28 protein-coding genes are annotated in these 23777 nt (G+C 50.0%); 14 read left to right on the forward strand and 14 right to left on the reverse strand.

The window, feature by feature from the left end; translation table 11 throughout:
- Positions 1 to 51 precede the first annotated feature (51 nt).
- On the forward strand, positions 52 to 702 hold the full coding sequence (gene lepB / locus ACXAFR_RS22685; protein WP_475181308.1) for a signal peptidase I: 651 nt from the start codon (positions 52 to 54) through the stop codon (positions 700 to 702).
- Between the two features lie 141 nt (positions 703 to 843).
- Here the strand turns inward: lepB and ACXAFR_RS22690 are convergent, their stop codons facing one another.
- The 5 genes from ACXAFR_RS22690 to ACXAFR_RS22710 form a co-directional block, all read right to left on the reverse strand.
- Positions 844 to 1203, reverse strand: a complete 360-nt coding sequence (locus ACXAFR_RS22690) for a hypothetical protein (RefSeq protein ID WP_475181311.1) — start codon at positions 1201 to 1203, stop codon at positions 844 to 846.
- 63 nt (positions 1204 to 1266) lie between these two features.
- Positions 1267 to 1644, reverse strand: coding sequence for a roadblock/LC7 domain-containing protein (locus ACXAFR_RS22695; protein ID WP_475181314.1), 378 nt, complete (start codon positions 1642 to 1644; stop codon positions 1267 to 1269).
- The gene (locus ACXAFR_RS22700; protein WP_475181317.1) at positions 1641 to 2024 is read right to left on the reverse strand and encodes a roadblock/LC7 domain-containing protein; all 384 of its coding nucleotides are present in this window, start codon (positions 2022 to 2024) and stop codon (positions 1641 to 1643) included. The genes ACXAFR_RS22695 and ACXAFR_RS22700 overlap by 4 nt, the downstream gene beginning before the upstream one ends.
- A gap of 20 nt (positions 2025 to 2044) precedes the next feature.
- Positions 2045 to 2581 carry a GTP-binding protein gene (locus ACXAFR_RS22705; RefSeq protein WP_475181320.1) on the reverse strand — a complete coding sequence of 179 codons (537 nt, stop codon included), beginning with the start codon at positions 2579 to 2581 and terminating at the stop codon, positions 2045 to 2047.
- A gap of 16 nt (positions 2582 to 2597) precedes the next feature.
- The gene (locus tag ACXAFR_RS22710; protein ID WP_475181322.1) at positions 2598 to 3362 is read right to left on the reverse strand and encodes a hypothetical protein; all 765 of its coding nucleotides are present in this window, start codon (positions 3360 to 3362) and stop codon (positions 2598 to 2600) included.
- A 463-nt stretch (positions 3363 to 3825) separates the two neighbouring features.
- Between ACXAFR_RS22710 and ACXAFR_RS22715 the strand changes: the two genes are divergently transcribed.
- Positions 3826 to 4035, forward strand: a complete 210-nt coding sequence (locus ACXAFR_RS22715; RefSeq protein WP_475181323.1) for a hypothetical protein — start codon at positions 3826 to 3828, stop codon at positions 4033 to 4035.
- Between the two features lie 45 nt (positions 4036 to 4080).
- On the opposite strand, the gene ACXAFR_RS22720 is transcribed toward ACXAFR_RS22715, so the two are convergent.
- The 6 genes from ACXAFR_RS22720 to ACXAFR_RS22745 form a co-directional block, all read right to left on the reverse strand.
- Positions 4081 to 4524 carry a hypothetical protein gene (locus ACXAFR_RS22720; RefSeq protein ID WP_475181325.1) on the reverse strand — a complete coding sequence of 148 codons (444 nt, stop codon included), beginning with the start codon at positions 4522 to 4524 and terminating at the stop codon, positions 4081 to 4083.
- Between the two features lie 70 nt (positions 4525 to 4594).
- Positions 4595 to 5143: a methylamine dehydrogenase light chain gene (locus tag ACXAFR_RS22725; protein WP_475181328.1), complete on the reverse strand. Its 549-nt coding sequence runs from the start codon at positions 5141 to 5143 to the stop codon at positions 4595 to 4597.
- Positions 5144 to 5151: 8 nt separating this feature from the next.
- Positions 5152 to 5751, reverse strand: coding sequence for a methylamine dehydrogenase accessory protein MauD (mauD, locus tag ACXAFR_RS22730; RefSeq protein WP_475181332.1), 600 nt, complete (start codon positions 5749 to 5751; stop codon positions 5152 to 5154).
- Complete coding sequence (locus ACXAFR_RS22735; protein WP_475181334.1) at positions 5744 to 6316, reverse strand: MauE/DoxX family redox-associated membrane protein; 573 nt, start codon at positions 6314 to 6316, stop codon at positions 5744 to 5746. Before ACXAFR_RS22735 ends, mauD begins: the two co-directional genes overlap by 8 nt.
- Entirely contained in the window at positions 6313 to 7488 is a 1176-nt protein-coding gene (locus ACXAFR_RS22740; RefSeq protein ID WP_475181337.1) for an amine dehydrogenase large subunit, read from the reverse strand. The genes ACXAFR_RS22735 and ACXAFR_RS22740 overlap by 4 nt, the downstream gene beginning before the upstream one ends.
- A gap of 39 nt (positions 7489 to 7527) precedes the next feature.
- Positions 7528 to 9735: a TonB-dependent receptor gene (locus ACXAFR_RS22745; protein WP_475181341.1), complete on the reverse strand. Its 2208-nt coding sequence runs from the start codon at positions 9733 to 9735 to the stop codon at positions 7528 to 7530.
- A 176-nt stretch (positions 9736 to 9911) separates the two neighbouring features.
- On the opposite strand from ACXAFR_RS22745, the gene ACXAFR_RS22750 reads away from it, so the two are divergent.
- The gene (locus ACXAFR_RS22750) at positions 9912 to 10547 is read left to right on the forward strand and encodes a TetR/AcrR family transcriptional regulator (RefSeq protein WP_475181344.1); all 636 of its coding nucleotides are present in this window, start codon (positions 9912 to 9914) and stop codon (positions 10545 to 10547) included.
- A gap of 328 nt (positions 10548 to 10875) precedes the next feature.
- Here ACXAFR_RS22750 and ACXAFR_RS22755 read toward each other — a convergent pair whose 3' ends face one another.
- Positions 10876 to 11526 carry a winged helix-turn-helix domain-containing protein gene (locus ACXAFR_RS22755; protein WP_475181346.1) on the reverse strand — a complete coding sequence of 217 codons (651 nt, stop codon included), beginning with the start codon at positions 11524 to 11526 and terminating at the stop codon, positions 10876 to 10878.
- Positions 11527 to 11895: 369 nt separating this feature from the next.
- On the opposite strand from ACXAFR_RS22755, the gene ACXAFR_RS22760 reads away from it, so the two are divergent.
- From ACXAFR_RS22760 to ACXAFR_RS22810, 11 genes are all read left to right on the forward strand, one after another.
- Entirely contained in the window at positions 11896 to 12747 is an 852-nt protein-coding gene (locus ACXAFR_RS22760) for a glycosyltransferase family 2 protein (protein ID WP_475181348.1), read from the forward strand.
- A 48-nt stretch (positions 12748 to 12795) separates the two neighbouring features.
- Positions 12796 to 13098, forward strand: coding sequence for a hypothetical protein (locus ACXAFR_RS22765; RefSeq protein WP_475181350.1), 303 nt, complete (start codon positions 12796 to 12798; stop codon positions 13096 to 13098).
- A gap of 49 nt (positions 13099 to 13147) precedes the next feature.
- The gene (locus ACXAFR_RS22770) at positions 13148 to 14002 is read left to right on the forward strand and encodes a hypothetical protein (protein ID WP_475181351.1); all 855 of its coding nucleotides are present in this window, start codon (positions 13148 to 13150) and stop codon (positions 14000 to 14002) included.
- Between the two features lie 122 nt (positions 14003 to 14124).
- Positions 14125 to 15387 (forward strand): MptA/MptB family glycosyltransferase, encoded by a 1263-nt coding sequence (locus tag ACXAFR_RS22775; protein ID WP_475181353.1) that lies wholly within the window; start codon positions 14125 to 14127, stop codon positions 15385 to 15387.
- Positions 15388 to 15486: 99 nt separating this feature from the next.
- Complete coding sequence (locus ACXAFR_RS22780) at positions 15487 to 17637, forward strand: FAD-dependent oxidoreductase (RefSeq protein WP_475181355.1); 2151 nt, start codon at positions 15487 to 15489, stop codon at positions 17635 to 17637.
- Between the two features lie 4 nt (positions 17638 to 17641).
- Complete coding sequence (locus ACXAFR_RS22785; RefSeq protein WP_475181356.1) at positions 17642 to 18475, forward strand: DUF547 domain-containing protein; 834 nt, start codon at positions 17642 to 17644, stop codon at positions 18473 to 18475.
- A 9-nt stretch (positions 18476 to 18484) separates the two neighbouring features.
- Positions 18485 to 19108: a TIGR04282 family arsenosugar biosynthesis glycosyltransferase gene (locus ACXAFR_RS22790; RefSeq protein ID WP_475181359.1), complete on the forward strand. Its 624-nt coding sequence runs from the start codon at positions 18485 to 18487 to the stop codon at positions 19106 to 19108.
- Between the two features lie 30 nt (positions 19109 to 19138).
- On the forward strand, positions 19139 to 19936 hold the full coding sequence (locus ACXAFR_RS22795) for a phosphate ABC transporter substrate-binding protein (RefSeq protein WP_475181360.1): 798 nt from the start codon (positions 19139 to 19141) through the stop codon (positions 19934 to 19936).
- 6 nt (positions 19937 to 19942) lie between these two features.
- The gene (locus ACXAFR_RS22800) at positions 19943 to 20821 is read left to right on the forward strand and encodes a PstC family ABC transporter permease (RefSeq protein WP_475181363.1); all 879 of its coding nucleotides are present in this window, start codon (positions 19943 to 19945) and stop codon (positions 20819 to 20821) included.
- The gene (gene pstA / locus ACXAFR_RS22805; RefSeq protein ID WP_475181366.1) at positions 20811 to 21683 is read left to right on the forward strand and encodes a phosphate ABC transporter permease PstA; all 873 of its coding nucleotides are present in this window, start codon (positions 20811 to 20813) and stop codon (positions 21681 to 21683) included. Before ACXAFR_RS22800 ends, pstA begins: the two co-directional genes overlap by 11 nt.
- Entirely contained in the window at positions 21674 to 22519 is an 846-nt protein-coding gene (locus ACXAFR_RS22810) for a phosphate ABC transporter ATP-binding protein (protein WP_475181367.1), read from the forward strand. Before pstA ends, ACXAFR_RS22810 begins: the two co-directional genes overlap by 10 nt.
- On the opposite strand, the gene ACXAFR_RS22815 is transcribed toward ACXAFR_RS22810, so the two are convergent.
- Together ACXAFR_RS22815 and ACXAFR_RS22820 are read right to left on the reverse strand one after the other, a co-directional pair.
- Complete coding sequence (locus ACXAFR_RS22815) at positions 22510 to 23166, reverse strand: NrsF family protein (protein ID WP_475181368.1); 657 nt, start codon at positions 23164 to 23166, stop codon at positions 22510 to 22512. The genes ACXAFR_RS22810 and ACXAFR_RS22815 overlap by 10 nt on opposite strands.
- A complete protein-coding gene (locus ACXAFR_RS22820; RefSeq protein ID WP_475181371.1) occupies positions 23163 to 23753 on the reverse strand; it encodes a sigma-70 family RNA polymerase sigma factor in 591 nt (196 codons plus the stop codon). The genes ACXAFR_RS22815 and ACXAFR_RS22820 overlap by 4 nt, the downstream gene beginning before the upstream one ends.
- Positions 23754 to 23777: the final 24 nt, after the last annotated feature.

Consider the following 23777-nt stretch of genomic DNA (forward strand, 5'->3'; position numbering starts at 1 on the left):
ATAACGATGGCGATGTACCTGCGGTAATTTCACTGATTAAGGAAGACGTCTATGGGAAGTTGGGTAGAACACTTTTTAAAAGAGAATCGAACATTCCTGTTGTTCTTATTTTTTATGTTTGTTTTTCGCAGTGCCGTGGCAGACTGGAATGAGGTGCCAACGGGATCGATGAAGCCGACCATCGTTGAGGGTGATCGCATTTTGGTAAATAAATTAGCCTATGATGTTCGGATTCCATTTACCCATGTGTCGTTATTTCGTAGGGCAGATCCAGAATCCGGTGACATTGTTATTTTTGATTCGGAAGCAGCAGGCAAGCGTCTGGTCAAACGTGTTATTGGGGTGCCGGGTGATCTTGTGTCTCTGCGTAACAATGAGTTACACATTAATGGCAGTGCAGTGGCTTACACGCAGATGGGCGTATCGGAGAATACCGTCGATCTTCGGGAGACACTTGCATCCGGTCAGCATGTGATTCGCATCCAGAGAAGCCCTTCATGGATGTCCAGTTTTGCTGATGTTATCGTTCCTGAAGACCACTATCTGGTTTTGGGTGACAATCGGGATAACAGTTCAGATTCCCGCGTTATTGGCATGGTTCCACGCGAGGAGATTGTTGGACGATCCCGGCACGTCGTGCTGTCATTGAATTATGATCGCTACTATTTCCCAAGAAGGGAGCGTTGGTTCAGAACACTGTGATCAGCGAGGTGATCTTATTGACATGGGGGTGGTGAGAGAGACACTAATGGAGGGTAGGGGCAGTCGGGTAAAAAAGTCTGGCAGTTACCACTTTGCAGAAGTCAACAACTGCCAGACCAGATCTTTCGTTCTATTACTCGCTTAGAAGTTCAGATCTTTTTCAACGTCTTGAAGCTTGCGACGGCCAAGAGCCAGGTTCGCTTTGTTCTTGTCCAAAACGTAGTAGAGGAAGACGCCTTCTTTAACAACCATTGGGCGAATCAGGTGGTAGTGCTTGCCAAGAGTGATGAGAATATCCTCGATCACATCGTTGAGCTTCAGACTCTTCATGGTTTTCAATTTGGCGCGAACCACTTCAGTATTACCGGCAGCAGCAATCTCCAGGTCAACACCGGAACCAGCAGAACCTAACATCATACCGCTGGCTGAATCGACAACCGCGCAACAAATTGCGCCGTCCAGTTCCAGCAGTTCCTCTAAGCTATCTTTGATTGAAGCCATTGTTACTCTTCCTATCTATAGTTAAAACATCACTTACATTTACAGTGTAGTTGCAATTCTCAACTACGAACGATTTTTAAATAAGTCATCTGTCAATTTGCGTAATTTGCCCGTTATTTCGTGCCAATTACCCCAGTTAACGTTCTTTCTTTCCGCCAGAGTAACCAGTAGCATGACACTGCCGCAGGGTTGCACGCTGACAATTCCATTTTGATGTTGGACAAAAATTCCCTGTACACCACCCAGCTTTTCAAAAATACGTCCGTTGCGATTCTGCAGCGCCCAATAGTCACGTGATGCTTCTGCAATAATATGAAACTGTGGTGAGTTTTCTGTGGAGAGATTCACCATTCCATCATCTATTGAGACCAGAGCACAGGCTCTGATTCCTGGCGTTGCAGCAACGACAGCAAGCTCTTCCTCGATCGATTCGTATTTCACATTGACTCCAGTCTCTTCCTCATGTCGTTACAATGATAGGATATTTGCGCCAGTATCGCTGAATCACTGGCAACGACATTGAGTATACAGTCGGCGTTTTCGATTTTGACAGTAGTGATCACGACAAAACCATTGGCGGTTTTTACCGTAATGCTTTCACTGGCTCCGATCGTTGACTCTTGGGATACCACAGAGCCAATGGCGGATATTGAACTGGCCATGGCGGCAATGCGCACAGGGTCTAAAGAGCGGGTCACTGCGCTGGCAAGGTCAAAGCCATCTATGCTGGCAAGAACGACGCCGAGAACACCGTTTTGCTCATCTACGAGACGTTGACATTCTTGTGAGGCGAGATGTTGATTGTAATCTGAAAGTTTCATAGGTAAATCTGATTTGTGGACTAGTATTCGGTTTCGGCGATTTCAGCTTGTGACATCACGATGTCGATCAGCATGGCAACCTGTTCGGATTCTCTGACGTCGACGGTCAGTACCGGCAGCGCCAAGTCGTAGGCTGCCAGCGTTTCAGAGAAGGCATCGAGATCAGGTGTTGGATGAGTTTCTATGCGACCTACGCCGATCACGCAAGGCGTATTCATCAATTCCTCTTTAAAGCCTTCGAGGTAGAGTTTGAGATCGGCGAGGGGATCTGGCCGAGAGTTATCGATCAGAATAATCAGGCCAAATGCATCGCGAACGAGAATCTTCCACATGAAGTCAAAGCGAGTTTGTCCAGGGGTACCGAATAAACGTACCCGGTCTCCATTGGGGAGTGAAAGCTGACCGAAGTCCAAGCCGACGGTGGTTGAAGCCTTATCAAAGGTTGCGTCCGTATTTACAACATCGGTTTGTACTGTTTCGGAATCGCTGATGGCATTAATCGCCGTTGATTTGCCCGCACCTGTGGTGCCGGAGAAAACCAGTTTATATTCTTTCATTTGAATTCAAACCCTTTTAGGCGCCCAAGCCCAGTTTCGTACGTAGCATTTTGAAGAATCCCTTTTTGTTGGCGTTTTGCTGGGAATCTTGTTGTGGTGCTCTGTTGCCTAAAGATATTGTTTCGACCGTGACCAGGTCGTTCGATAGGAGTAACTGTAGAAATGACTCGCAGACATCCCGGCTGAAGCCAGAGAGATTTGCCAGATCGTTGCGGGTTCTCGGTGTACGAACCAGATAAGATGCCAGCTTGATGTAGCGCTTATCCCCCTGTAAAACATTTGCGGGAGGCCAGCGTTTTAAGCGATAGCTCTCTGCATCGGTTATGGCTTTGCCGCCGCTCGCTACTGGCGCTGCAGGGCTTGCAGGAGCTGGCGATGCTTTCTTAGAAGCCGGTGGGGGCTGTGTGCTGGTCTTCGGGGAGGCTGCCGGTGAGGGCGCCACCCTGGCCGCAGGAGCTGGTTTCGGGGCGGATTGAGCTCTGACGTTGGCTTTCACTGTGTTCAGCAGCTCGATAAATTCGTCTGCTCGAATCGGTTTTAGGAAAGCGAGGTCCGCAGAGCTGTCGCCTCGTCGCATCACCGGAATGATCTGAGTTTTCTCTGACTTTGATAAGGGAGAAGGGTCAGCGTCGACCTCACTGGTAATCAAGGCGTCACAATGACCTTCGGAAACGAAGACCCAAGAACTGCTTAAAAAGCTGCTCGTCCTCAAAATTGTATTGATCAGATCTGTCTCGGGCTTGGATAATCCATAACACCCAAGTGATAAAACCTCTGCCATGAAGTAGAACTCAATAAGTTAATAGAATCGATAGGCCTGATCGCTATTGCATTCAAGAGATTCGCCGACCTATCCCTGACGGTTCCGAATCGTAATCAATCGGGGATTGGCCACACTTTAAGCAGAGTCTAGTCGAGATTATGTGATGCATCCAAAACCAGCGCAGGACTAAGTCATTTTTGTGGCATGGGTCACAGTTGCCCCCAGAAAACAGCAGATTTATTTGTTTTTTATCGATATAAACCATGTGTTTTTGCGACATCTCGCGCTTGTTTTTGCAGTGTTGACGGCACATTGGTCAATGTTTTGACGACAGTTTTATTTCATTCTGCCCGACAAATACCAAACGAATTCATTGTATGCCTAATTGATGTGATATTCGGCGCCAGAGTTTGCTAGCAACTGACAAATTTTTGCAGTTCCGCATGTTGACATGATGAGTCCAAAGCGGAGGAGGACCACAATGGAAAGTAGCTGTCTATATTCGGTTCGGGGGCTGGAGGTTTTTGCGCACGGGTGGAACCATCCCTCAGAAATTATGGCGCAAAAATATTCAGTTTTATTGGATGTGTTCAGGGGTGACGGTCATGCTGAAGAGTGTCTGCCTTTCTGGAATAAAAAGTACTACGACCAGATTACCCAGCACTTAACGCTCTATAACAGTTGGCGTTGATCACCGGGGTTATCAAAACCTTACAAGAGCCACCGTTTAAGGTAATCAATCTATAGCAGGGGGAGCTTCGCTGGAATGCAAAAGCTGCTGTATCAGCTCTGCTCTGTAGGCGACCACGTCATCGATGGGCTTGCCCCTGAAAGCTTCAATCTCCTCAAGAGTAAATTGGGGGACGTTTGCTGTATGCAGAATATCAGCAACGATGTAATTTAACACATCAACCAGCTGAGAATTTGTTAATGGCGAGTTAGACGAGCCGGGAACCTGAATAAAAAAACGTCGTCCGGTTTCTGTGCCAAGGAGCCGCTCTCCGTATTCGGTAATATCGGGCACGCCTTGGGCGCTGCCACGACCATCGGCCAAATGGCATCCTTGACACTGCAGCATGTAATTGACTTTCGCGGGCGACAACGGTTTTTGATCCGCGTTGACGGTGGTCGTTAGGCCGAGTGCTAAAAGGACTAAATACCACCTTTTGTTGTTCATCATTGTGTAATCTTTCCCTAAGCCTATCAGAGGGTGAGGTGGGCCACCCGACTTGGGTGGCGTTGAACGGTCGCTACGATGGGTCTGTTGCCACACCAAGAATCACAGCGGTGGAGCAGTTGTAGATGTTGGAGCTGGTTCCAAGGCACCAATTGATGTCGTTGTTGGATTGGGGGCGGTAGACGGGTTTATCTCTCTCATTGCGATTGCATAGGCAGCGACCGCAGCTGGTGGTGCCACAGCAGTCGTTATAGGAAATGATGTAGTGTTTGTTGTCGGCGGGATTGAGACAGGTACCAATCCATGTCACCGGCGACATTTCTGTTCCTGGCGGGCAGCTGTGAGCGCTACCGCCGCAGCAACTGCAGAGGAAGCCATCAATAGCGCAGTAGCGCCAATAGTCGCAGCTGCTGGGATCACCAGGATCGCCTTCTGTGCCGCTGGTTTGCGCGCCCACACCCGGATAGCCACCGCTGGCTTCGTTTGCTCTCGCGACTGGCAGCAGGGGAACGGTGGCAGCACCCACCAATACTTTGGAAAACTGGCTAAGCAGATGACGACGGGAACTGCCCTGGGCAACCTTGCGAGATGTTCTTTCCATCAGTGAATCGAGTATTTTCATGGCGGCTCCTAGGCGTAGTTCTTGTGCATGTATTCCTGGAGCGAGGTGTAACCCAGCTCTTTGGCATTGAATAGGCTTTCAAAATGTTCCCGAGAGTTGATGAGTCCCATCGATTTCACCGTACCCTGTTCATCGATTAGTACGCCGTAGGGCAGCTTGGAAACACCATAAGATTTACCGAGCAACTCAGAATTGACGAACTGGAATCCTGTAAGTTTCTGGTCGTCAATAAAGTTCTGTATATCTTTTTCGTTCCCATCGGAAGCGAAGATAACATCGAGCCAGTCGCGTTCCGCTTTCGCGACAGATTTCGCGACGGGCAAAAGCGTTTTACAGACCGGGCAGGAGGGAGAAACAAAGAAAAGCATTTGGCTGCGTTTCGCTGTTTTTGAACCAATTGCCAGCAGGCTGTTTGTGTTGGTTTCCATTACGTTTAACTCAGGTGCTTTGGCGCCTACTTCAAGGCTTTTGTTGATGGCCAATGCGCCGGCAGGTGCTACACGCTCATAGAGAATTCCAATCTGGCGCACCAGAGCGTAGACCATCAGTGATAAAACAATAACGCTGATCCATAAGAGAATATTTGAAACGATAATCCAACTAGCCATGATAATTCCTAAGAGTATTAAGTTTGATTGAATTGGCGATGAGACGTTCGGCGCCAGTAAATGCGATCAACAGTAAGGCGGAAAACACTAAGCTAATCATGACAGACAGAAGTGACATGCTGTCTACAGAGGTGTCTAGAAGTACGCCGGGAAGCAGTAGGCAAAGGATGATTCCATTGCGTGTGGCGATACTTGCTGTGCTGTGTGTGGAGGCTTCACCACTTAGATGACAGCCACAATCCTCTAGGGAAATTCCGCGTAGACGCGTTGTGATTAGCAGGAGCGTGTAGGCGAGATAAGTGACCGCCAGGAATGATGACACCAACCCGAGTCTCCCTAATGCCAGCATGACCAGTGCAAAACCAAATACAGCGGCTTCGGCGAGTAATAACAGGGGTGCAAGACGTCTCGCTATCGAAAAAGGAATCAGCTGGTATGATGCAATCAGGTCTGTGAGTTTTTCCCCCATGTTCCGTTTGTGATAGGTGCTGATGCCTAATATCGTGATACCGAGTACCGCACCGGCGAAGCTCAGGGAAGCTAGTAGGGAGGCTGCGATGTTCATTGGCCTTTCCCCGCATGCAACATGAGAGGCATAGCTGTATCACTGACGTTGATATTCCGTAGGAATTCCCCCGCGGTGGAATAGACATCCAAACCCATGTCAGTATTGGTGACCGCGAGATACGGCGTTTCTGAATGAGTCACTTCGATAGAGAAGGCGTTCGTCTTTGTATCAATTTCTGCCGTTTTTGACTGCGACTTAGTGTCAAAAACCCAGATGGCTTCGCCACCAAATTTATGGCTGCCGTTATACCCATCCGGATGCATCACCACATACAATTTTTGGTCAGAGTCCATGGCTGAAATTTGCCATCCGCCAGGGCGCCAATTCGCCTGCTTCTCTTCTTCGGTAACCAGGGACCACGCAGGTAAAATGTCAGGACTTGAGCCTGAAACATCGATGGGCTGCACCTTGCCGAGGTAGCTGACGAAATAGGCGATTCCATCGCTATACACGGCCTTGTCAAACAGCGGGTCTGAATCGACATCGAAAAATGCATCGTGATGCAGGCGTTTTGATTCTTGTCCGTCTTCATCGAGCTGTATCGACAGCAAGGAGCCATTACCGCACAGGGACATAAATCCGCGGTCCCCAACAGGGTAAGCCATTGCACAACCCGCGATGCTGATATCGCTGACGACCTCTCGTTTTTTCAGATCGATGACCAGAATCGATTGGGCGGGGGTAAAACCATACACCAGTAAAAATCGATCGTTGTCGATCAATTGCATGGAATTTTTGTTGAGAACAATTTGCGCTCGATTGTTGTCTGGCAAAATAATTTCGTCGATGACTTTGAGTGTGGCTTTGTCGTAGATGGTGACAACATCGGTGCGTTTGCCGCGAGTATTGCGTGCGTAAAAAGACTCCCCGACATAGAGCTTGGGCTCGACATTACCTTCGATAAAACTCGCCATTTGTGCCGCATCAACCATACCTTTGACTTCCTGAGTGTCGGCGGCGACGTCGACAATGACCACTTTGCCGGCAATCAGACTGTGAAAGTTCGCATCGTGAGCAAACAGCCAGGTGTCAGGATAGGTTTTGGGAAGCGTTGCAACGCTCAGCATGGGATCCGTTGGCAGCTCTGCGACGGCGACATTCGACGTGCCGGCGATGCCGCTGGTCAGGGCGCCGAGCAAAAATCCAGCGCGGGAAAGTGATTTCAACATTAAGGGCCTCTTGTTTCGTTAAGCGGAAATAGTGATGCGCTACCAGGTGTACTTGGCGGACAGGCCCCACATGCGGGGTTTGCCGTAATACTGTTCGGTAAGGCCAAAGACATCGGTGCCGGAAAGATCAAAGGTCTGCACCAGATATTCCTCGTCGGTCAGATTGTCGACGAACGCACTCAGTTGCCAGTGGCTGTCAGGAGAGTCGTAGGTGACGCTGGCATTGGATACTGTATAGGCATCCTGATAGACGGTTTCTGCTCCGGTCAGGGCAAAGTAGACTTGGTCGCGGTAGACGAAATCCCCTTGTAGGGCGAAGGTGCCGATTGAGGTTGGAATTTCATAGCGTAAGAGACCGTTGAAATTCCATTTCGGTGACTGCACGGGAGTTTGTTGAGAGCCGTCTTCCAGTGTGGCTTGTGCGTCGTTGTAGGCAGCGCCGAGAAGAATATCGACCTGATTCCAGGGACTGAGCTGAAGCTCTGCTTCAAAACCCTGTGACTCAGCTTCTGGACTGTTAATGGTGAAGGTGTCCAGGCCGATAATGTTGAAGATTTGATAATCCTTATAATCGTAATAGTAGGCGGCGAGGTTGAGGCGACCGATATTGCCTATATCCATTTTTAGGCCTATTTCATAGGCGTCTAGCTGCTCCGGGTCGTAGGCCATGGTGGCATCGTCGTAGGTGTTGGGTGCAGACAACGGAAAAATAGGTGCATTGTAGCCGCCACCTTTGACGCCCCGATTCCAACTGGCGTAGGCCAGCATGCCGTCATTTACGAACCAATCGAGCTGCAGTCGGCCAGCGACTTCAGTATCTTTGCGATCGCTTCGGTAGTCGCCGAGAACGGCTTGTACAACTTGATTGCGACTGCTGTCGAAACCGGGCGAAGAGGTCGGGTTTAAGAATTCCACCGCGTTAACGGTAAAATCAAATTCCTTTTTGTCTTCTATCACTCGCAAGCCGGCGATAAAGTTGACGTTGTCCAGTAGTGGAAATTCCCATTGAGTAAACAGGGAGCGCGATGAAAGGTTTGATGTATAAGGGTTGTAGAGTCCGCCTTCGCTGCCGGCAACAGTGGTGCCGCCGCCACCAATAAACGGACCGGTGATGGCACCGTTACTGTCGTTGATGTCTAGCTCCATGAGATAGGCGCCTGCGACCCAACGGCTATCCCCGAGCTCACCTTCCAGTCGTAGCTCCTGGGAAAATTGATCGGCATCTGTCGTCAGGAAAAAATTAAAAAACGAGACGGGGGAGGCATCACTGTCCTCGATATAGGTTCTCTCCACTGTGGAGGTGTCCGTAATCGAAACCAGTTTTAGAATATCGTTGATTTGCCAGTTAATCGTTGCTGTGGCGCCACGGGTATCCAGCTCGTTAAAACCTGGGTCATCGTAGTCACCGGCAAAGACATCGCCGTCATTGTCCATGTAGCCCAGCACTGGATTCATTTCAGTCGGTGTCAGTTGGCCGGTTCTAATCGAGCTGACATTCTCGAAAAAGCCGGTATCGATATCTTGGCTGCCGTAGCGAAAGTTAAATAATACGTCGAGAGAATCTGTTGGTGTGTAGAGAATCTGCAGTCGCGCAGACTGATCGTCTGAATTATTGAGATCTTTCCCTGTATAGCGATTTTTAATGTAGCCATCGGCTTTATTCATATTCAGAGACAAGCGCGCTGCCAAGGTATCCGTAAGTCCTCCGCCAATAGCACCCTCAAACTTCGTTTGGTGGTAGTCCCCTGCGGTAAACTTGCCGTAGGCATCAAATTCCTGACTCGGTTTAACGGTTAGAAAATGCACGAGTCCACCGGTTGCGTTGCGTCCAAACAGGGTGCCTTGCGGGCCTCGCAAAATTTCTACGCGCTCCAGATCGTAGAGAGAAAATCCCGCTCCTGACATTTGGCTGACATAGACTTCGTCAACGTAGATAGCGACCGGGCTTTCAACGTTGGTGGTGAAATCCGAATTGGTGACGCCGCGTATGCCAATCGAATAGTTGGCTTCACCATTGGGTTGAACCGTCTGCACGCCCGGCGCCATCGCGGTAACTTGCTGAGCATTGTCAAAGCCCAGCGCTTCTAGTTGATCTCCTGTCATTGCCGTGACGGCAATGCCGACATCTTGTACGCTCTGTTCACGTTTTTGTGCAACAACGGTAACTTCTTCCAAAACAGCGGAGCTACAAAATGAGGCTTGCACCGCGCACGCGAGTCCGATACTCGCCTTGAGTTTCTTGTCCATGACCAAATACCCACAAAAGTGACTTCCTATGACATCCTACCCACAGGGGCAAAATGGGAAGTGCAACATGCAGGCCAATTTGGGTCACCCGTTCCAGATTCGTGAGGCTATGCTTTTTCTATAGGCGTCCTATAAAATAGACATTGAGTTATTTATCCGACACAGGTTGCATACGATTGCCTACAACAAATAGAGAGACGCCCGGTAAAAGGGGCCCATATAAAAGCGGTATAGAAAGACAGAAGCAGATTGTCGATGCTGCACGCCAGCAACTGATGGAAGAGGGGTACCACAATTTTTCTATACGAAAAGTCGCCAGGCGGGTCGGTTTGTCTGCCGGCAATGTACAGCATTATTTCGGCAGCCGATTGGAATTACTGTCGGCGATGCTCGATTCGGTGATTGCCAATTACTTTTCAGAATTTGATCGCATGCTTGATGGGATCGAAGCCCCTGAAGAGAAACTTTTCGCGATAATTCAACATGTTACGAGGGATTTGACAACCCCTGAAACGACGGTGTTTTTCCCGGAAATCTGGTCTCTAGCCAACCACGAGGCAGAAATCGATACCCTGGTTGAAGACATGTACCACCGCTACCGATTGATCTATCAGCAGCTTGCGCAAGAAATCAATCCACAGTTGAATGAAACTCAGGCGTTAAACTTCTCGGTTTTTTTGTCATCTTCGTTGGAAGGTCACACCATGTTTATCGGGCACAATAAGACACACAATCACGCCTGTGAAGCGGTGATTGCCATGGCCTACGATATGTCGATTCACATGCTGAAAACGGGGAATATTCCCGATTAGTTTGGCCTCCGGCGTTGGGCGTTGCTCCGCCAAGCGATGCGGGTAAGCTGCAAGAAACGGTTTCAAAATGGTGCAGGTGTACCAATTGTGCATCATATGAAGACGCAAAAGCGACCGGTGTTACGTTAGTGAATGACATTTTTTGATTTTCGTTGTTTGTCGACTTCGAACGGAAGCTGATAAATTTCTGACTTCAGGGCGTCTCTAAAAATAATAATTTCGGCGTTATAGCGCGGACAGTACAACACGCAGCGAAGGGGTAAATACCTGAAGCATGTAACCTGGAAAGCACAGCCCTGACGCCACCAGTCTTTAAAAGGCACCTTTTTTATAGATGCCCATCTGGTTGATTAAATCGATAGCCCAGGCCCCACACGGTATCAATATAGCGATTGCCACCGCTGGCTGCGCCGAGCTTTTTCCGAAGGCGATTCACATGATTGCTGACGGTGTGTTCGTAGCCGCAATATTGAGGCCCCCAGACGTTACTGACCAGATCCTCTCGTGAGATTGCATGTTGAGGGTGGCAGATGAACCACCAGAGCAGATCAAATTCTTTTGGCGTCAATGAGAGCTGCTGGTCTCGCAACCAGGCTCTGCGCTCTAGCCGATTTATGATAAACCCACCATGGCGCAGAGTGACCGCTAGGGGACGAGATTTGGGTAGGGTAGCAGGTGCGGCCAACTCTAGAACCTCTTTCTTCATCGGTGTGTGAGCACTGTTTTCTGCCTGAACGACCAGCAACGGCAACGAGTAAGTGGCGGAGCACGTCATATCTGCTGAGGTAGAATTCCCCTCATTGAGGCAAATGTTGATAAAAGCGATTTGTTGACTGTCGAGAAGCGTATTCAGGTTTTGCTTAATGCGCTGAAGAGCGTCGTCGCTTGTAGGCATAGCAGTCAGGGCGTCGGCAAATGACGGCGGTATTCGGTGTCGATCAAGGCAAAGAGCGGAGCGCTCGTTTCGTGCGTCTGTCATAGAGTCCTCTTTTGTTAAAAGAAATTGGCTCTCGGGAAGCGATAGCGCTTTACCGGTGTTGTCATCGTGTCGTTTAATAGAACGTCAGTAGCGAATGTACCTTCTGTTGACCAGAGGGTTGGTTCTACCGATTTTCAATCATTTCTTTTCTGCATTTTCTAGCGTTCAAAATGCAGTCATAAGCTCCTCTAATACGGACCCGGGCTTTAGCCCGTTACTTACCGCCTCAAAAAACCTTTTGTTTCTCCATTAATCTCCTCCCAAATTAAGCCAGCAGAACTCTGTTATAAAAATGTGCTTTTTTCGGGAGGATCTTACTCGACGTTTCGCGGTTAACTGTCCCTATCAAACTCATTGGCTGAGCAAGACATGGACGAGCGGACACGTTCTAAGATTCCAAATTCACTAGACGCAAACGATGATACAGCGCTTCTGGTCAGCGTGATTGTTCCTGCTTTAAACGAAGAGGCAAATATTGGCTCGGTCGTCACGGATCTTTTCCAGCTGTTGCGCAAAGAGCTACCCCCTCAGAAATTCGAGATATTGGTTGCAGATAATAATTCCAGCGATCAAACCAAGCTCTGTGCGTTGCAGGCGGGGGCTCAAGTTATTTTCGTGAAAGAACCGGGTTATGGGGCAGCCTGCTGGCAGGCCTGCCGGTTGGCGCAGGGTAGCATTTTGTTATTTGTGGACGGTGATGGCTCTGTCTGTATCGAAGATGCATTGCCGTTGTTACGACTGACCATGCAGGGAATTGATCTCGCCATCGGCGTAAGAGTTCATCCTGAAGCTGGGTCAATGTCTACGGCCCAGCGATTCGGCAATTGGCTTGCCTGCGCACTCATGCGACGGCTATGGGGTATTCCGGCTTCTGACTTGGGGCCCTTGCGAGCGGTTCGGCGGCGTTCTTTTTTGGCGATGACGATGCAGGATAGAGGTTTTGGTTGGACGGTAGAGATGCAAGTAAAAGCGGCTCTACTGAATCAGCGGGTGGTGGAGGTTCCGGTTCGCTGGCGCAATCGTCTGGGAGGTTGTTCCAAAATCGGTGGAACCGTGAGAGGTGTTTTTGCGGCGGCGAGAGGCATTCTCGGTATGCTCTTTAAGCTCAGGCGTCAATATCCATTTCACGCAGATGCCGGTCTCTATGCAAAAGTCCGGTGTTCACCGGGCTGCAGTCCAGCGCCGTCAACGATCGATACGTCGACAACTCGCTGCCATTAGTGGTCGAGTGAGTGAATTTATCTTGTTTATCAACCTGAGGGTACTTTCATGACTGTTTTTAAATTATCTGCTTCATTCATCACTCTGGCACTGGTTGCGCTCCCCCATTTAGGTTGGGCATCAGGCTCTGACGCCGGGGGAGGGGCTCGTACCGGTGACGCAGTGGCTTATCAAGAAGGAAAGCGACTTTATGCCAGCCGTTATGCCTGTAAAGAGTGCCCGCTGCACGATCAAAAACTCGATGAGTCTCAGGCCAGACAGATCCTGTCGGGAAATCCCAGTATTCAACTAAGCGACGAAGAGGCGATGGCTCTGAAAGTCTTTTTAACCAAAAGATTCAAGCTGCAGTGATCGCCGCCAGCGAACGATCTTAGTTTTCTTACTCTGACAGGATATAGATATGAAATCCGCACGCTTTTTAAACAGTGCTCTCTATTGTGCGCTGATGTCTACGGCCACTTTCGCGGTCGCGGAAGGTACATCGCCCTGGCTGCCGATACCGGGCCAACTCTCCGCGAGTATTGGCTATATTGATCAATCTGGAGACAGTGCCTATATCGGCGATCAGGATTTGTCTGCCGAATCGATAACGGGAAACGCCGCTGATGAGTTTGAGCAAACGGTAACCACGCTCTCATTGAATTATGGTATCGCGGACAACCTATCCGTGGATGCCACCTTCGCTTACAGCGAAGTAGATGTCGGCTCTGCGGACAGTGACAGGGGCTTGGCAGATTCTGTTGTTGGCTTGAATTGGCGGGTAGTTGATGAATTTTTTGATACAGGGATGCCGACCGTTACGCTGCGTGCTGCCGCGATTATTGGCGGCAACTATGATGGTGCTCGATTGGCGGCGATCGGAAAAGATGCTAATGGAATCGAGCTGGCTGCAGTGGTCGGTAAATCTCTGACACCGTGGATGGCGCTGTCTGCGGAAGTCGGCTGGCAAGATAGGGATAACGGTGTTCCCAACGCCAGTTTTTTCGAGTTGACATCACATTTCACACCGGCACCTGGATGGTCGATGAGTTTGGGATATTTGGAAAAGGATTTCGATTCCAGTTTGGATATTGGCGAGGAGGGCTTTTCTCCCCAGCGTTTTCAGGAAGTCGCGGAAGAGCGTTCCCTAATAAAAGCCTCTGTCGGATATGGTTTTGGCAATCAGGGCGTGGCTCTAATGTACAACGAACTGATTGATGGACGTAATACCGTCGACGATAGTTTTTTCGGTATTAGTTATACCTACGCCTTTTGAACTCGCTTGGTCTGACCACAGTATCTTCCCCAGGAGCTGTGGTCTTTTTTTTACTGTGCGCGTTTAGCTCCTGCTTGTTGCTCGTCATCGGCGGTTTGCCAGGAAGCTCAGTTGGCCAGCAGATGCTCGCCATACAGATATCAATGTTGTTAGGAGCGGTCGCGCTTGCTGTACTTTTTTCTCGGCGGCTGGGACGTCTATTTTCTGTACCTGCAATTTTTTTGCTGGCAATCCTTTTACGACTTATGCTGGTATCTGCTGAGCCTCTCTTGGAAGATGACCATTTCCGCTATCTTTGGGACGGTTATCAGACTCTTACTCATGGCGATCCATATCGTCATGCGCCAGCAGAATTTTTTGGCGATGCATCCTTATCCTCAGAATGGCAAGTGGTTTTAACGGGAATCAATAACCCGGATTTAAAAACCGTCTATGGCCCGGTGCAACAGTATCTGTTTGCGCTGGCCTATATCATCAGCCCTGCCAGTATGTTTGGTTTAAAAATCCTGCTGGTTGCCGTGGATCTGTGCGTTCTGGTGTCGCTTTGGAAGCTCGCTGTATCAAACGACGGTCTGCTGGCCTACGCGATTCATCCTCTACTGCTTCAGGAGGCCATTGCCAGCGCTCATCCGGATGCGATCGTTGGTGGTTTGGTGCTGGTCACCCTTGTCTTTTGGCAACGACGGCGTGTGGTTGCGTGTGGTCTGCTACTCGGTATTGCTGTGGCGACGAAGGTTTCGGCCTTGCTTTTGGTTCCATTGCTGTTGTATCGAAATCACTCTGCGGGCTCGTTTAATCTTTATTACCAATGGCGCTGGTCGCTGGTATTGCTCCTGACCACGTTTTTGATGTTAGTCGCATTGTATCTGCCATTGGTGGGCATTGGTCGCTCCGAGTTGGAGTCACTCTGGGTGTTTGGATCTGAATGGCGGTTTAATCCGATCGGGTTTCGAGTGGTTCAGGCGCTCCTCCCTGACCAGTATGCGCGTATTACCTGTGGTTTGTTGCTCATCCTTTTTTGTCTGCTGTTACTATTGCGCGGGTATCGGTCTCGGGGCGGGCTATCGGATCCGTCAGCAGCGCTTCTGTTAATGATTGCATTGCTGTTGCTGTCTCCAGTGGTGAATCCCTGGTATTGGCTTTGGCTGTTACCTCTCGCGGTCTATTGTCGGCGGGATGCAGTCGTGCTGTGTATGGCCTTTGCGCCGGTATCCTATTGGAATGGCACCGTCTTGCGAGGGCTGGGTTGGTCGGAAAGCCGTTTCGGATTGGCCGCATTTGAAGTGCCCTGGATGCTTTCCTTACTGCAGCTGTTAGTACTGTTGGGGTTGATTTGGCGAGAATGGCGAAGACAGTGCTTGTCTACTGGGCGGCAGCTTTCTTAGATGCGTCAGATTCAACGCTGTAAGAAAACACGGTTTCAGAGGGTTTTACTCTCTGTAACCAGAGCATAGAGAAAACTGGTTTATCGACGGGAGATTATGATGAAAAAACTGGCAGTGGCGCTGTTCCTCGCCGTTTTAGTGTCTGGCTTTTTCTATTTTGATGTGCAGTACTGGCTGACATTGGATGGCCTGAAGGACGGATTAGGCCAATTTGATGCCTGGCGCAGCGAGCGACCGCTGCTGATTGCCGCACTATTTTTTGTGGTTTATATCCTGGTAACTGCTCTGTCACTGCCCGGTGCTGCAGTGATGACCCTGGCAGCCGGAGCGCTGTTTGGTTTGTTCTGGGGTGTGGTGATTGCGTCATTCGCCAGCAGTATTGGTGCTACTTTGGCCTTCCTCGTGTCTCGCTATCTGTTAAGAGACAGTGTTCAGGGACGATTCGGCGAGCGGTTAAAAACCATTAACGAAGGTGTTGAAAAAGAGGGCGCCTTTTACCTGTTTACCCTGCGATTGGTTCCTATTTTCCCGTTCTTTTTGATCAACCTTTTGATGGGATTAACACCTATCCCTACCATCACCTTCTATTTAGTGAGTCAGATCGGTATGTTGGCGGGTACGGGGGTCTATGTGCTGGCTGGGACACAGTTGGCTCAGCTCGACAGCCTGAGCGGAATCGTATCGCCACCGTTGCTACTGTCTTTCGTACTGCTGGGAATTTTTCCCTTGTTGGCTAAAAAAATCATCGCCATCGTACAGGCTCGCCGTGTGTACGCAAACTATCGGAAGCCGACGTCCTTCGATCGTAATCTGATTGTCATTGGTGCCGGTGCCGGCGGGCTGGTGTCTGCCTACATCGCTGCAGTCGTTGGTGCGAAGGTGACGCTCGTAGAAGCGAATAAGATGGGTGGGGACTGCCTTAACTACGGTTGTGTGCCGAGTAAAGCGCTTATAAAGAGCGCCAAAATTGCCCACCAACAAAGGCACGCTGAAGCCTACGGCCTGTCTAGTTCTGAGCCTAAGTTTTCATTCAGAAACGTCATGGCGCGTATTCATCAGGTAATAAAAGCCATCGAACCCCATGACAGTGTCGAGCGCTATACCAAGATGGGGGTTGAGGTGAAGCAGGGGTATGGTCGTTTGCTCGATCCATGGACTGTGGAAATCACCGATGCAGCGGGGGCAACGGAAAAGTTGACCAGCCGCGCGATTATCTTAGCCACCGGTGCTCGTCCGTTTGTTCCACCGTTGCCCGGTATCGACTCTGTGGGTTATCTCACCAGTGACACGCTTTGGGAGGTTTTATCTGAGCGGGAATCAATCCCTTCTCGCATGGTGGTCTTGGGTGGTGGCCCCATAGGTTGCGAGTTAGCACAGAGTTTCGCCAGACTCGGGTCTCAGGTGACGCAAGTGGAAATGGCCCCCAGGGTTATGATCCGCGAAGACGAAGAGGTGTCAGAATTCGCCCAACAAGCGATGGAACGCGAAGGTGTCAGCGTGCTGACCAACCATCGTGCTCTGCGGTGTGAAATAGACGATGGTGAAAAATGCGTAATCGTATCCTCAGACGGAGGCGAGAAAAAACTCGTCTTTGATGAACTGATCTGTGCCGTTGGCCGTGTTGCTCGTCTGGAGGGGTACGGGCTCGAAGCTTTGGGTATCGAAACCCAAAAAACCATCGTAACCAACGATTACTTGGAAACGCTATATCCCAATATCTACGCGGCGGGCGATGTCGCAGGGCCTTACCAATTTACGCACACGGCTGCACACATGGCCTGGTATGCCTCTGTCAATGCGTTATTTGGTCAGCTAAAGCGTTTCAAAGTGGATTACCGGGTGGTTCCATGGACAACATTTATCGACCCAGAAGTCGCCAGGGTTGGGCTTAACGAGCAAGATGCGCGTGCCAAGGGCATTGCCTACGAAGTTACTCGCTACAACCTTGAGGATTTGGATCGCGCTATTGCTGATAGTGCTGCCAGAGGGTTTGTCAAAGTGCTCACCGTTCCCAAGAAGGATCGAATTCTTGGCGTAACCATTGTAGGCGAGCATGCTGGCGATCTTCTCGCCGAGTTCGTTTTAGCCATGAAACACGGCTTAGGGCTGAATAAAATTCTCGGGACGATTCACACTTATCCCACGTGGGCTGAAGCCAATAAGTACGCTGCGGGACAGTGGAAGCAGGCTCATGCGCCTGAGAGGGTGCAGCAGTGGTTGAAAAAATATCATACATGGCGTCGAGGTTAACTTCGTGAGCATCAAGCATTTATCTATGGCGGTCGTTTTACTCTGTGTTGTTTTTACAGGGGAATCCACTCGGGCGGAAATCAACACTGGCTTTGATCATAGTCTTTGGAATGAACTGCTCCATCAACATGTGACAGAAATCAACAATGTCAAAGCGACCGCCGTAGATTACCAAGGAATGTTTTCGGATCGGGAGGCGTTAACATCTTATCTGAAAAGTCTCGCGGCTGTATCTAAGGCGGATTTTGATCAGTGGCCTGCAGACGTTCAGTTGGCATTTCTTATCAACGCGTATAACGCTTGGACGGTTGAGTTGATATTGACGGAATGGCCAGACATCGAATCGATTCGGGATATTGGCAATCTGTTCAGCTCACCCTGGAGTAAAGCTTTTGTGTCACTGTTTGGAGAGACTCTAACGCTCGATGATGTTGAGCATCAATTAATTCGAGGTTCAGAAAGGTATCAGGATCCTCGCATTCATTTCGCGGTGAACTGTGCCAGTATTGGTTGTCCGGCATTGAGATCTGAAGCCTACACAGGTAATAAGCTCGACACGCAGCTGACCGAGCAAACTCAAGCATTCCTCAGTGATTCAAGCCGAAACCACTTTAAATCTGGTGAGCTTTATTTGTCTTCAATATTCAAATGGTACCGCGAAGATTTTGAAAAAGGTTGGCAAGGATACGAGCGCTTGGAAGATTTTCTTATCGACTATAAAGAAGCATTATCGTTAGATGAGACTGCCGCGCTAAAACTTGAAAAGGGCAAGCTGAAAATCAACTTTCTCGACTATGACTGGCGGCTGAATAAAATCTCATCGGCGGATAGCCCCTAAGTACTTGCAATGACATATCATCGTATTCGACTGATTATTTTCGCGAAGGCTCCCTTGTCAGGCTATGCCAAAACCCGACTCATCCCCGCCCTGGGTGAATCCGGTTCTGCTGCTCTAGCAAAGCGGTTCATCGTCAATACTGCGTACCAGGCAACTCAGTGTAAGGTGGGGCGCGTTGAGCTGTGCGTGTCTCCCTCCGTTGAGGACAAAATATGGAGTACCCTGTCATTGCCTGCTGAGTTGCTATGGAGTGAGCAGGGAGAAGGTGACTTGGGGCAGCGTATGGCGCGGGCGACAGAGCGAGCTGTGGCCGCCGGCGAACATCCGATTTTAATCGGGACGGACTGTCCCCATCTGACCCAGCAACATCTGCAGTCTGCTGCCTTAGCCTTGCAAGAATACAATTCTTGCATAATACCTGCTAAGGATGGTGGTTATGTTCTACTGGGAATGACTGAATTTTCTGACCGTCTTTTCTCAGGCATTCACTGGAGCACAGAGAGTGTCGGACAAGAAACTCTGAAAAGAATCGCCAGTCTTGGGTGGTCCTGTAAGGTTTTCGAGCCTTTACAGGATGTTGATCATCCACAAGACCTGCATTGTGTTCCCGCCGAATGGTTGCAAGATATTTAATCCCCTTATGACATAAAAAAGGAACAAGGAATGAAATTCATCGTGGGTATACTGATGATCATTTTTACAGCCAGTGCCTTTGCTGATTCGACTCAGAGGTTGACTGTGACAGGTTCCAGCACGATAGCGCCGTTGGTCTTGGAAATGGCCAAGCGCTATGAATCCAGTCATGAAGGGATTCGTATTGATGTACAAACCGGCGGCTCATCGAGGGGCGTTAGTGATGCCCGCAGTGGCCTCGCAGATATTGGTATGGTGTCGAGAGCGTTAAAAACTTCCGAGCAGGACCTGATTCCCCATTTGATTGCTCGCGATGGCATTGGCTTAATTGTGCATCGCGATAACCCTGTTGGTGAGTTATCTCGAGAACAGGTCATTGATATCTTTACGGGTAAAATAACCAACTGGCAGCAGGTTGGTGGTGAGGATCGTCGGATTGTCGTCGTCAACAAGGCAGAAGGGCGGTCAACCCTTGAGCTTTTTTTGCAGTTTTTTTCTCTCAAGAACAGTCAAATCCGTCCGCAAATCATTATCGGTGATAACCAGCAAGGGATAAAGACCGTTTCTGGCAATCCGGCAGCGATAGGCTATGTATCCATCGGCTCTGCGGAACATGAAGAGTCGCTGGGAGCATCGATTAAACGATTGCCGATGGACGGTTTATCGCCCACGGTAGCCCATGTTGCCAACGGCAGCTTTCCCTTGTCGCGGCCACTGAATCTTGTGGTTGGGGACGAGGTTTCGCCTCTCGCCATCGCATTTTTAGAGTTTGCCCAATCGTCTGAAGTCAGTGGATTGATCGAAGACAACTTCTTTGTTGTGCCATAAAGTCCAATGAATAGACGCGCGCGAGTCGGCGATCGTATCGTCTATGGATGTGTGTTCTCGCTGTCGATAGCGACTGCCTGCTTGCTACTCTTTATCGTGATTTTTTTGGTGGGGGAGTCCTTACCTGTTCTGAATCGTGCGGGCAGTTTTCTCGTTGGAAGAAATTGGTATCCCTTGGAAGGCCAATTTGGCTTACTGCCAATGCTTGTCGGTTCTATCTTCCTGGCTTTGGGTGCCGTGCTGGTTGCAATGCCCTTTGGTGTTGTCAGTGGTATCTATCTGGCGTTTCTGGGCGGAAGTTCAGCGGCTCGGTGTTATCACGTGGTCATCACGGCTCTTGCCGGGATGCCTTCTGTAATATTGGGGTTGTGGGGCTTAAGTCAGATAGTACCGCTGATCAATGTATGGCATCCACCTGGTGCCAGCTTGCTGGCGGGAATTTTGGTCTTGGCGTTGATGATCTTCCCAACCTTGGCGATCGCTGCCAAGGCGGCATTGTCTGCGGTACCCATGGATGTTCTAAAGGGGGCTGTTGCGCTTGGGTTGCCAAGAACCGCCTGGCTTCTCCATGTTGCCTTGCCTGCCGCAAAACAAGGGATTTACACCGGCGTTGCTCTGGCGCTCGCGAGAGCCTTTGGCGAAACCATGGTGGTGTTAATGGTGACAGGTAATCTGGTGCAGTTGCCTTCCAGTCTTTTTGATCCCGTTCGTGCGTTGACAGCGAATATCGCACTAGAGATGGCGTACGCCTTGGATGATCATCGCGCCGGTCTGTTCTTTTCCGGGCTTCTCCTTACCCTGTGTGTGTGGCTCATTTCAGCCGGGGTTTCCCGGTGGGTTCATGGGCGATCCCGTCGCTTTTCCGGAGAGCCGAATGAACACTAGCTGGAAATACCGGTTCATCGAGTTTGCCGCCTACGTGTGTCTGGCGATTCCTCTCGTCATTGCTGCCTGGCTATTTGTCGACATTGTGCGTCAAGGGGCGACGGTTTTATCCTGGGAATTCTTCACAACAGATCCTTTACAGGGCGGCCGTCAAGGAGGCATAGCTTCCGTTTTGATTTCATCCGTAATGATCCTTGCTATTGCTTTGATGGTCTCGATTCCTGTTGGCGTGGCGGTTGCGATCTGGTTAGAAGAATACACACAGGAGCAGGGGCGATGGAGGGTAAAAGCTGCACATAGTCTGTCGATCATCTTGGATGTTCTCGCTGGGATTCCCTCGATTGTCTACGGATTATTTGGCAATGCTGTCTTTTGTGTCTTTCTGGGGTTTGGGTATTCAATTTTATCTGGCGGCTTGACGCTCGCGTGTATGGTTTTGCCAATCGTTATCCGTATGTGTGCCGTTGCATTGCGATCGGTAGATCCGGGTTGGCGGTTGGGCGGGCTGGCACTAGGCATGACACGGGCGGCTGTCATCCGGCATCTACTCTTACCTGCGGCGATGCCAGGGTTAGCGGCCGGTATATTGCTGGGGTTTACCCGTGCATCTGCAGAAACCGCGGCTTTATTGTTTACCAGCGGATATGTTGATCGTCGCCCAGAATCCTTGTTTGATTCCGGCAGGGCGCTGTCCGTTCATATCTATGATCTGACGATGAATGTATCGGGTGGAGATCGCGCAGCCTATGGTAGCGCGATTGTTTTACTGGGGGTGATCGTTATTGTGACATTGATACTGCAGTCTGTGGTGGATCGACAACTCAGGCGCTCACAGGTTGGGAGGAGGATCCAATGGACATGACGGCGAAGCCTTGTTTTAACACGCCGTATGGTGATGATCGCTCAAAAACGTGTAAACGTGACGCGAAACAAGCGCCGCTGATTCAGGTTCGGGGGCTAAGTGCTTTTTACCAAAGGCAAGCGGCCTTTGAACAGGTTTCAATGGATATTTTTAAAGGCTCGATCACCGCTCTGATTGGCCCTTCTGGCTGCGGTAAAACCAGCTTTTTATCGACGCTGAATCGTATGATCGATATTGATCATGGTAGCCGTGTTGATGGTAGCATTCACCTTGATGGCGCGGATATCCTGCATGGTAAGACAGATCTTTTACATTTACGTCGTCGAGTCGGCATGATTTTTCAGCGGCCGAATCCCTTCCCGCTGTCAATATGGAAAAATCTGGAGCTGCCCTTAAAGGAGCACGGTGAAAAAGACGTCGCCTTGCGTGGGGAAAAAATTGCAACGGCATTACGGGCGGTGGGCCTATGGGATGAGGTCAAAGACCGTCTTAATGGGTCTGCATTGACGTTATCCGGTGGACAGCAGCAGCGCCTGTGTATTGCGCGTGCTCTGGTGTTGGAGCCGGAAGTTTTGTTGATGGATGAGCCTTGCAGTGCACTGGATCCCGTGGCGTCAGCTCGAATTGAACGTTTGATTGTTTCACTCCGCGATCGCTATACCGTTGTCGTGGTTACCCACAATCTGGCGCAAGCGCGTCGAGTCGCTGACTATGTGGCGTTTTTCTGGATGCCCGTCAGAGGCAGCAGCCTGATCGAATTTGGTCGTTGCCAAGACCTCTTTGAAAACCCCCAACAAGAGCTAACAGCGGCCTATCTCAACGGGCTTCAAGGGTGATTTCTCGATTTGGCAATCCATTGAGCGGTTAAACTGAGTAAGATTCCGACGGCGGCGACGGCTATGCCAGGTAAGATATGGTGACTGAGGATATGGGGGGCGAGATACATGCAAGCGACCTGCATAGCAAGCGCGGGGAGCAGACCTGCGACAAGACAACAGGAGCATGTCGAGATAAGCGGCTGTAACGGGAAGAGGCGTCGGGTTAAACATAAACCACTCAACATCGTGGGGAGGGCGAAAAGCAGAGTCTCTAGCCAACAGGCATCTCTTTTACCATGCATTAAGGGGGGCAGCGTCGGGTGCCACAGTCCGAGGATATACTGAGATAGCCAAAGAGCCGTCAGCAGGCTGCCAAATGATAAAAAATGCGCAGACTTCTCTCCGGGAATGGCAGAGCGGAATCCCGCAAGAGCGAGCAGGGATAGGCCTGACAGACCGAGCAGGTTTTCTATCAGGAAACGCGGTCCGGTTAGCAGTTGCTGACCCGCTTCGGGACGAATCGGACCTGTCATCGTAATAAGTAGGACAACCAGTGTCATACTGGCGATGAACCATATCAGCGCGAGTAGGGTGGGGTTGGGCGCGACTCTTACAGGCTTGAGATCTGCACTGAGTTCTTGAATGAGGGGCGTGCTAGGCTTCATAGTTCATCCATTATGAACAAACGTTTTAATTTTGCCATTCCTCGATGCACTCTCACTTTGACCGCCGTTTCTGATATCCGTAACTGGTTTGCTGCTTCTGCGTTAGAGTATCCCACGAATTTTGTGAGAATAATCGCCTGCCGAATTGGCGGTGCCAAGGCTTTGATCAAACGCCCCTGAATAATGGGATAATCCAAATCCTGGGTATAGAGTGATTCTCGGTCCATAACATTGCTTTGAGATTCCCCTTGTCGTTGAAGGGCGTCCTCATAACTTTTTCGCCTGCGGAGAGAGTCGATGGTCTTGTTTTTGACGATGGCGAACAGCCAGGGGCGAAAAGGTCGCTTTGGGTGGTAGGTGTGCCGTCCCTTGTGAATCGCGATCAGAATATCTTGAACACAGTCCTCGATAAAATCGTGGGAACCCAATCGACTGATTAAGTAGCGCTTGATCACTGAAGACAGCTCGCTAAGGAGCTGTCTGTAAGCGATTTCATCTCCTTGCTGGGCGCGCGACATTAACACCGACCAGCGTTGGTCATCGGCTTCATAAACGCTTTTTTTAAGAGAGGATGAACCTAATTTCACTGGCAATAACTTTGGTGTAATCGC

The sequence above is a fragment of the Pseudomaricurvus sp. ABR4_320 genome (genome assembly GCF_056159445.1).